7 protein-coding genes and 2 rRNA genes are annotated in these 8,847 nt (G+C 64.2%); 4 read left to right on the forward strand and 5 right to left on the reverse strand.

Going from position 1 to position 8,847, the window contains the following annotated elements; genetic code table 11:
* Positions 1-748 (reverse strand): PfkB family carbohydrate kinase (locus O2807_07860; GenBank protein ID MDA1000416.1); only part of this gene is annotated, 748 nt, incomplete at its 3' end.
* Positions 745-1,743 (reverse strand): nucleoside hydrolase, encoded by a 999-nt coding sequence (locus tag O2807_07865; protein MDA1000417.1) that lies wholly within the window; start codon positions 1,741-1,743, stop codon positions 745-747. The genes O2807_07865 and O2807_07860, both read right to left, overlap by 4 nt.
* Positions 1,744-2,042: 299 nt before the next feature.
* On the opposite strand from O2807_07865, the gene O2807_07870 reads away from it, so the two are divergent.
* From O2807_07870 to O2807_07880, 3 genes are read left to right on the forward strand one after another with little or no spacing between them, the layout of a single operon-like run.
* The gene (locus tag O2807_07870; protein MDA1000418.1) at positions 2,043-4,130 is read left to right on the forward strand and encodes a hydantoinase/oxoprolinase family protein; all 2,088 of its coding nucleotides are present in this window, start codon (positions 2,043-2,045) and stop codon (positions 4,128-4,130) included.
* 10 nt (positions 4,131-4,140) lie between these two features.
* A complete protein-coding gene (locus O2807_07875; GenBank protein MDA1000419.1) occupies positions 4,141-5,802 on the forward strand; it encodes a hydantoinase B/oxoprolinase family protein in 1,662 nt (553 codons plus the stop codon).
* Positions 5,803-5,805: 3 nt separating this feature from the next.
* Positions 5,806-6,816 (forward strand): NAD(P)-dependent oxidoreductase, encoded by a 1,011-nt coding sequence (locus O2807_07880; GenBank protein ID MDA1000420.1) that lies wholly within the window; start codon positions 5,806-5,808, stop codon positions 6,814-6,816.
* Positions 6,817-6,840: 24 nt separating this feature from the next.
* Here O2807_07880 and O2807_07885 read toward each other — a convergent pair whose 3' ends face one another.
* Positions 6,841-7,242 carry a DUF309 domain-containing protein gene (locus O2807_07885; protein ID MDA1000421.1) on the reverse strand — a complete coding sequence of 134 codons (402 nt, stop codon included), beginning with the start codon at positions 7,240-7,242 and terminating at the stop codon, positions 6,841-6,843.
* A gap of 142 nt (positions 7,243-7,384) precedes the next feature.
* Between O2807_07885 and O2807_07890 the strand changes: the two genes are divergently transcribed.
* Positions 7,385-8,116 (forward strand): SDR family NAD(P)-dependent oxidoreductase, encoded by a 732-nt coding sequence (locus O2807_07890; GenBank protein ID MDA1000422.1) that lies wholly within the window; start codon positions 7,385-7,387, stop codon positions 8,114-8,116.
* Positions 8,117-8,187: 71 nt separating this feature from the next.
* Here O2807_07890 and rrf read toward each other — a convergent pair.
* Positions 8,188-8,302 (reverse strand): 5S ribosomal RNA (gene rrf / locus O2807_07895).
* Positions 8,303-8,409: 107 nt separating this feature from the next.
* Positions 8,410-8,847: ribosomal RNA gene (locus O2807_07900) — 23S ribosomal RNA — on the reverse strand; the annotation flags it as partial.

An 8,847-nucleotide genomic window follows, 5' to 3' on the forward strand; every position in this document is an offset into this window, starting at 1 on the left:
CGGCTCGGATCTTCTGCGGCGGGCGGACCCAGCCGCCGCCCGCCTCCTCCCGGAAGAGGGCCCCGCGCGCCCCGGCGGTGAGCACGACGGCGCCCGGCCCGAGCCCCAGAAGCGCACCGCAACTCCGCCAGAGCGCCCGCTCGGTGGCGGGCGCCCGCTTGCGGCCAAGCAGCGCCGCCGCCTCGGTTTCGTTGGGAACCAGCACGTCCACCTGCCCCAAGAGCGCACGGGAGAGGGGCTTCGCGGCAGGCGCAGGGTTCAACACCGTGATGGCGCCGCGCGCCCGCGCCCGGCGGAAAGCGAGGCGGACCGTCTCGAGCGGTACCTCGAGCTGGGCGAGAACCGCATCTCCGGCATCGAGGAGCTTCTCCCTGCCCCGGAGGGATTTCACCGTAAGGCGCGCATTCGCGCCGGGGGCGACAACGATCTGGTTTCTTCCCGAGGAGTCCACCGCGATCAGCGCTGCTCCGGTGGCGGTTTTGTCCCGGAACAATCCCTCGGGCGCGATCTCCTCCTCCTGAAGATGCCGCCGGTAGGCGGCGCCGGCTTCATCGTCTCCCAGCCGGCAGATGAGGCGCACCCTTCCGCCCGCCCGCGCGGCGGCGACCGCCTGGTTGGCCCCCTTTCCACCGAAGAAACGCTCGAGCGCCCCGCCGAGCACGGTCTCCCCCGGCACCGGCAGGCGCGGCACGCGCACCACGAAATCAACGTTCGCGCTCCCCACGACTAGGACAGTGGGCTTTCTCACCCCGAGTTCCACCCGCGGAACCTCCGCAAATGCGCCATGAAGAAGGACATAAACGCCTTTTCCCTGAGCCCGAGCGCAACATCTATCCCCCCTTTTCCGCCCCGAGAAGCTTCCGCGCGAAGGTCAACGACCGTCATCCCGCGCGCGGGCCCCGCGCCGCAGTCCACCTCGACCGCCCGCCGCTCGCACGCGACCAGATCGGGGCGAATCGCCACGGCAAGCGCCAGGGGATCGTGCAGAGTGATGGCGTCCCGGCCCCGGTGGCGCCTGGAGAAGGCGGCGTAGGGCCGCGTCAGATCGCGGAGCGCCCGGCGGAAGGGACCACCCCCTGCGAGGTGCCTCCAGGGGAGGAGCGCCAAGCGGGTTACGTCCAGCCCCACGAGGGTGAGGGGGGCACCGCACCCCAATACGCGGGCGGCCGCCTCCGGATCGCAGTGGATGTTGAACTCCGCGGCGGGCGTCGCGTTCCCCGGCATGCGGGCGGCGCCGCCCATGACCACGACCCGGCCCACTCCGGCGAGCGCCTCCCGATCGCGGCCCAGCGCGCGGGCCAGATTCGTCAGCGGGCCCAGGGCCACGACGGTGAGGGCCCGGCCATGCTTTCGCGCCAGGGAGACAATCGCCTCATCGGCCGGCGCGGGCGAAGATGGGGCCAGCCGGGGTGCCCCCCGCCCGCCCGCGAACAGATCGCCCAGACCGCTTCGGCCGTGGATGGCGTAGGATATCCGGTGATCGATCCGCCCGCCTCGAAGGGGCAGCGGCGCGCCCGGATGCACCGGCGGGGGGGCGGGCAGCCCCTCCAGAGAGGAGGCAAAATACCCCAGGGCGCGCCGGGCGTTCACAAAAGCAGCCTTGGCGGTCACATTTCCCTGCACGGTGGTGACGGCCAGGACTTCCAACTCAGGGGAAGCGAGCGCCAGGGCAAGCGCCAGGGCATCGTCCACCCCCGGATCGCAGTCGATCAGGATCTTTTTCTTCAAGCCGCCACCTGTCATCACGTATCCTCCGGAATGTACATATTTGGATATTTCCATAATATTACATCCATATAATTACATTTTCGAAATTTCGTATACAAATTGCCGTTGTTTTGGGAAACCTTCGTGCATGTCAGATAACATAATATAATTCAATTATTTACACTTAATTTTCCATGAAAATTGTTGACAATTTCAGTCAGTTTGTATAGAAGTGTCTTTTCGCCGCTGTGCGCTACTTTCCAAAGGCATGAAGAGATTGGGACTCCCTCTTCGGTGCCGTTTTTTTTTGAAAAGGGCCGGAAATAGACCATAAGATGAGTATCTCCACTTCTAAGAAACGGCTGGTTGCGGCCATCGACATCGGCGGAACCTTCACCGACATCGTCATTTATAATCCCGCCTCGGGGAAAACCGCGGTCGGAAAATATCTGACCACCCCGAGCGATCCCTCCATCAGCGCGCTGGCCGGTTTGCGCACCCTTCTCGAGGAGGAGGGACTCCGCTTCCGGGATCTGGGCCAGGCGATTCACGCCACCACCCTCGCAACGAACGCCATCATCGAGCGAAAGGGTGCCCGGACCGGCCTGCTGACGACCAAAGGCTTCCAGGACATCCTGCTGATGGGCCGGGAGTCGCGCTACGACATCTACGACCTGATACCCGACTATCCCGAGCCGCTGGTCCCCGGCCCTCTCCGGCGTGAGCTGACCGAGCGCATCTCGGCGAACGGCACCGTCCTCCAGCCCCTCAGCACCCAGGAAGTGAAGGTCACCATTCAGGAGCTGGTGGACAAGGGTGCCGAATCCATCGCGGTCTGCCTTCTTCATTCCTACCTGAACCCGGAACACGAAGAAAGCGTGGGACAGGCCATCGCCGAATCTTTCCCGCAGATCAGCGTCAGCCTCTCGGCCAACGCCTGCCCGGAGATCCGCGAGTACGAGCGGACCTCTACCACCGTCGCGAACGCCTACATCCAGCCCATCGTCGCGCGCTACCTCGCAGATCTGGAAACCAATCTCGAGAACGTCTCCCTCAACATCATGCTTTCCAACGGCGGAATCTGCACCGCCAAGGCGGCGGAAAAAAACCCGATCCGCATGTTCGAATCCGGCCCCGCCGCCGGCGCCCTGGCGGCCGCCTATTTCGGCCAGCTCAGCGGCGTGGGCGATCTGATTGCCTTCGACATGGGCGGCACCACGGCCAAGGCCTGCCTCATCGAACACGGCATACCGCTCATCACCTTTCAGTTCGAGATCGCCCGCCGGAACCGCCTGAAGAAAGGCAGCGGCCTTCCCATCCAGGTGCCGTGCATCGATCTCATTGAGGCCGGCGCGGGGGGCGGAAGCATCGCCCGGATCGATCAGTTGGGTCTCCTCAAGGTCGGCCCCGACAGCCAGGGGGCATCACCCGGGCCGGCCTGCTACGGTCTGGGCGGCGAGGAGCCGACCGTAACGGACGCCAACGTCCTTCTCGGCTACATCGATCCGCAGTTCTTCCTGGGCGGTGAGATGGAAATCTTCCCCGAGGCGGCCTCTGAAGTCATCCGCCGGAAAATCGCGGAGCCCCTGAAAATCGAAGAAGTGCAGGCGGCATGGGGCATTCACGAGTTGGTGAACGAAACCATGGCCTCCTCCACCCGGATCCAGCTCTCCGAGCGTGGCAAGGACCCGCGGAACTACGCCCTGGTTTCGACCGGCGGCGCGGGACCCGTGCACGCCTTCCGGCTGGCGCGCAAGGTGGGCCTCAAAAAGATCATCTGCCCGCCTGGGGCGGGCCTGGCCTCCAGCCTGGGCCTGCTCACCGTGCCCTACAAGGTGGACACGGTGGACAGCTACGTTTCGTCGCTGGAGGACGTGGATCTCAACAAGCTCAACGCGCTGCTGATTGAGCGGGAGAAAAGCTGCCACGCCATTCTCAAGGCCGCCGGGATCCGCGAGCGGGACATTCAAGTCCAACGGATGGCGGACATCAGCTTCCGCGGGCAGGGCTATCCCATCACCATTCCGATCCCCACGGGCAAGCTGACCTCCGGCCATCTCGCGATCATCGAGAAAAACTACCGGGAGCATTACGCCAATGTTCACGGAAGGGCGATTCACGATGTGCCGCTCCGCGTCTACAGCTGGCGGATTTTCAGCCAGGGCCCCGATCCCAAGGTCAGCTTCAGGTTTTCGAACCTCTCAAAGAGAAGCGGCCGGAACCCTCTCAAGGGAACCCGGCGAATCTACCTTCCCGAAACCAAGGGATTCCGGAAGGTGAACGTTTACGACAGGTATCTGCTGCGGCCCGGCCAAAAATTCAAGGGGCCGGCCCTTGTGGAGGAGAGCGTCACCACCGCCGTTATCGGCCCGCGCTCCTCCTTCTACGTCGACAAAAGCCAGAACCTGATCATCGATCTATAGGAGAAATCGAATGGTTCGAAAGGGGATCGACGCGATCACCCTGGAAGTTCTTTGGAGCCGGCTCATCGCCATCGCGGAGGAGGCCGCCACCGAAATCGTGCGCACCTCTTTTTCCACGACGGTGCGCGAGGCCCAGACCTTCGCCCTGGTGCTCCTCGACACCAAGGGAAATTCCATCGCCCAGGCGGGCTCGACCATGCCCAGCTACGTCGGGGCGCTGCCGATTACGGCCAAGAACCTCCTGAAAATCTTTCCCCCCGAGAGCTTCCGGCCGGACGACCTGGTCCTCACCAACGACCCCTGGATGGGGACCGGCCATCTGCAGGACATCAGCTCGCTGACCCCGATCTTCCACAAGAAGAATATCATCGGCTTCACCGGCATCACCACCCACGTGACCGACATGGGCGGAAAGCTCCGCTCGCCGGAGGTGCGGGAGATTTACGAGGAGGGCCTCCAACTTCCAGCGTGCAAATACGTTTCAGAGGGCGAAGTCAATCCCGACATCTTGCGGATCATCCGAGCGAACGTCCGCGTACCCGAGCTGGTCGAGGGCGATCTGATCTCCCACATGGTGGCCGGCAAGCTCGCCTCCAAGCGGGTGCAGGAGATGCTCGAGGAATACAAACTGCGCGACCTCGATGCCATCGCCTCGACGATTTACCAGCGCTCTGAAAACGCGATGCGCGAGGCCATCAAGAAAGTGCCCGACGGCGAGTACCGCTTCCAGGTCAACACCGACGGCTACGACGAACCGCTCGCCATCCGCGTCGAGGTGCGCGTCCGGGGCAGCAGCATCCTGGTGGACTACACCGGTTCCTCGCCCCAGGTGGACCGCGGCCTGAACGCCACGCTGAACTACGTCTTCGCCTACTCGGCCTATTCGCTCAAATGCCTCTTTTGCCCCCAGGTGCCCAACAACGAGGGCAACTTCCGGCCGATTACCGTATCCGCCCCCGAGGGAAGCATCCTCAACCCCCGCTATCCGGCGCCGGTCAACGGAAGGTCCATGGTCGGCCACTTCATTCCCTCGGCCATCTTCGGCGCGCTCTGCAAGGCGGTGCCGGCCCTTGTCCCCTCGGCGAGCGGGAGCCCCACCTGGGCCATCAACGCCGCGGGCGTGGACAACCAGGGAAAGCGCTTCGCCGGCAACTTCTACTTCAACGGCGGGCAGGGCGCCTCGAAGGAACACGACGGCAGAGCGTGCCTCTGCTTCCCCTCAAACACATCGAACACCCCCATCGAGGTGCTCGAGCACATCGTTCCGCTCCTGGTGGAGCGCAAGGCGGTCAACCGCGACAGCGGCGGGGCGGGCGAATTCGTGGGCGGAAACGGCCAGCAGGTGATCGTCAAATCCCTCTCCGAGGGCGCGATCCTGCTCACCTTCCTCAGCGAGCGCACCCGCCATCCCGCCTACGGGCTCTTCGGCGGGCGAAACGGCCGGGTGGGCAAAGTCACCCTCAACGGAAGGCCCATCAACCCCAAGCGGCAGTGGGTGATGAACCCCGGCGATCGCCTCGTCCTGGATGTCCCCAGCGGCGGCGGCTACGGTGACCCGAAGGACCGCTCCAGGGGGCGCATCGAGCACGACCTGCAGGAGGGACTGATCTCGCTGCAGAAGGCCCGGACCGAATACGGCTACGAGGGCGAATACGCCCACCCGTTCGGGTAGGTAATGGCCCCATCCGCCAGAAGCTGGGTCGCCGTCACCGCGACGGACGATCTTCCGGTTGCCCTCGCCCCCGTCGAACGTGCGCTGAAGGGCATCGCCCCCGTCCGGACCGTTCCGCTCCCCTTCCGAAAGCTACCGGAAAAAGAAGAAGCGGCGTTCGCCCGGAAATTTCGCGGCGCAGTGGGTATCCTCCTGCGGCCGGGCTATTTGACCGCCTCCCTTCTCGATCAGCTTCCCGCGCTTCGGGTGGTCGCCGTCCACGGGGCGGGGGTGGATCAGGTGGATGTCGCCGCCTGCACCGCCCGCGGCATTTTCGTCACGAACACCCCCGGAGCGAACGCGGATTCGGTCGCAGAACTCGCCATCGGCCTCATGCTCTCCCTCGTCCGGCATATCCCCGAGGCCGCCCGCCGGGTCGCCGCAGAGCGCGCCTGGGGCGCGGCCAGACGCACCGGCCGCGTGCTGCGCGGCCAGACGCTCGGCCTCATCGGGATGGGGCAGATAGGCGCGCGCGTGGCACATCTCGGGGCGGCTCTCGGGATGAAGGTCATCGGCCACGACCCGGCGCTCTCCGGCAAGGAGATTCGCGCGCGGGGCGCAAAACCGGCGGCGCTCGATGCCCTGCTCGCCGCAGCGGATGTCATCTCCCTCCACGCGCCGCTCATCCCTGAGACCCATCATCTGATCGATCGGCGCGCCATCTCGAAAATGAAAAAAGAGGCACTGATCATCAACTGCGCGCGAGGATCACTGGTGGACGAGCGGGCGCTGGCCGCTGCCCTGAAAGCGGGAAAACTCGGCGGCGCGGCGCTCGATGTCCTGGAGGGAGAACCGCCCGATCCCGAAAGCCCGATCTTCACCGCCCCGAACACGATCATCACCCCCCACATGGCGGGCTCGACGCAGGAGGCCCTCGAAGCCATCGCGCGCACCGCGGGGGAGGACATCGCCCGCGTCCTCAGGGGGCAAAAACCCAGGTATCCGGCGAACCGGCCTGTCAAAATGAAGCAGTAGGACGTTCTGAAGGGAAGTTTTGCCTCAGCTTTTTTCTTCGTACTGAATCTTCGGCCACATGTCCCAGGCCTTCGCGGCGAGCCTCGCCTCGCCCTGATCGAGGAGGCTGACGCGCACCCCGCGCGACTGGTTGACGATCTGCTTGTAGCGGATGGGCACGTCGAGATCGCCCGCCGCATCGTCGAGGGCGCGGAATTTCTCCAAACCCTTGCGGAGGTTGCCGAGGGCGCCCTTGTAGTGGCGCTGCTGAAGCTTGACGTAGCCCGCGGCGAGCTGGATGAGGCCCTGGTAGAAGAGCCGGGGCGGGCCCTCCATCTCGCGCCACACGTCTTCCCACGCTTCGTGGGCGAACCAGTATTCTCCCTGGTTGAAGAGGAAGACCCCTGCGTCGCTCTTCGCGTTCCAGGGGATGGGGTGTTTCGTCATGGGCATCCTCTCCGCCGGCTCATCCGGCCCGCTCTTCTTTTACCATCAAACATCCCCGTTGACTTCCCGCCCCGCTGCTGGCTAAAACCATCCGATAAGAAAAATTGGCCATCATCTGTCCCCTTTTCCGGGAGGTCTTTTTATGGATTCGCTTCAGGATCGCATCGCGCTGGTGACGGGGGGGAGCCGGGGGATCGGAAGGGCCTGCGCGGCGGCGCTCGCGGGGGAAGGGACCCAGGTCATCGTCAACTACCGCTCCCGCGGGAAGGAGGCGGAGGAGAGCTGCCGCCTGATCGCGGCGGCGGGCGGCAGGGCGTTTTCCCTCCAGGCGGATGTCTCGAAAGCCGCCGAGGTGGACGCCATGATGGCGGAGATCCGCTCCCGCGCGGGGGAGGTTGCGATCCTCGTCAACAATGCGGGCATCGCCATCAAGTGCGCGCCGGATCAGCTGACCGAGGCGGTGTGGGACGAGGTGATCGAGGTGAATCTCAAGTCCGCCTTTCTCTGCACGATGGCGGTGATGCCGGGGATGCGGAAGGCCGGATGGGGCCGGATCATCAACATCTCATCGGGCGCCGCCTTCACGGGCGGCAGGGTCGGCCCCCACTACGCGGCCTCGAAGGCGGGCATGCACGGGATGATGCGCGGCTTCGCGGCCTTTCTCGCGGCCGAGGGGGTGACGGTGAACGCCGTGGTCCCGAGCCTTATCCAGACGGATATGCTCGCCAACGATTTGGGCCTCCGCATCTCCCCGGTGCCGATCGGGCGCTTCGGGCGGCCCGAGGAGGTGGCCGATGTGGTCGCCATGGTGGCCCGGGGCGGCTACATAACGGGCCAGGCCCTCGTCATCAACGGCGGGACGTATATGAAGTGAGGGCGCGGTCCCCCCAAAAAAAACACAAAAAAGCCCCGCGGGCCGGAGCCCACGGGGCTTTTTGTTTTATATCCCGGCAACGACCCACTCTCCCACACATTTAAGGGCAGTACCATAGGCGCAGGCGGGCTTAACTTCCGTGTTCGGGATGGGAACGGGTGTGGCCCCGCCGCAATAGCCACCGGGAATTCGAAAATTCTCTTGAGAAATTTTCGACAATCGAACCGCGTAAGATGGGTTGAATCAACGCCCAGCCCTGAAAGCCGAACAAGATTCGATAATAGTAATGCATATCGGTCAAGCCTCACGGCCAATTAGTACCGGTCAGCTAAACACATCGCTGTGCTTGCACCTCCGGCCTATCAACCTCCTGGTCTAGAAGGAGCCTTAAGGGACCGAAGTCCAGGGAGATATCATCTTGGGAGGGGCTTCCCGCTTATATGCTTTCAGCGGTTATCCCTTCCGAACATAGCTACCGAGCGCTGCGGCTGGCGCCACAACTCGAACACTAGAGGTTCGTCCAACCCGGTCCTCTCGTACTAGGGTTAGCTTCCCTCAAATCTCCTGCGCCCACGACAGATAGGGACCGAACTGTCTCACGACGTTCTAAACCCAGCTCGCGTACCGCTTTAAATGGCGAACAGCCATACCCTTGGGACCTGCTACAGCCCCAGGATGCGATGAGCCGACATCGAGGTGCCAAACCTCCCCGTCGATGTGAACTCTTGGGG

The organism is bacterium (assembly GCA_027622355.1).
GTDB lineage: Bacteria > UBA8248 > UBA8248 > UBA8248 > UBA8248 > JAQBZT01.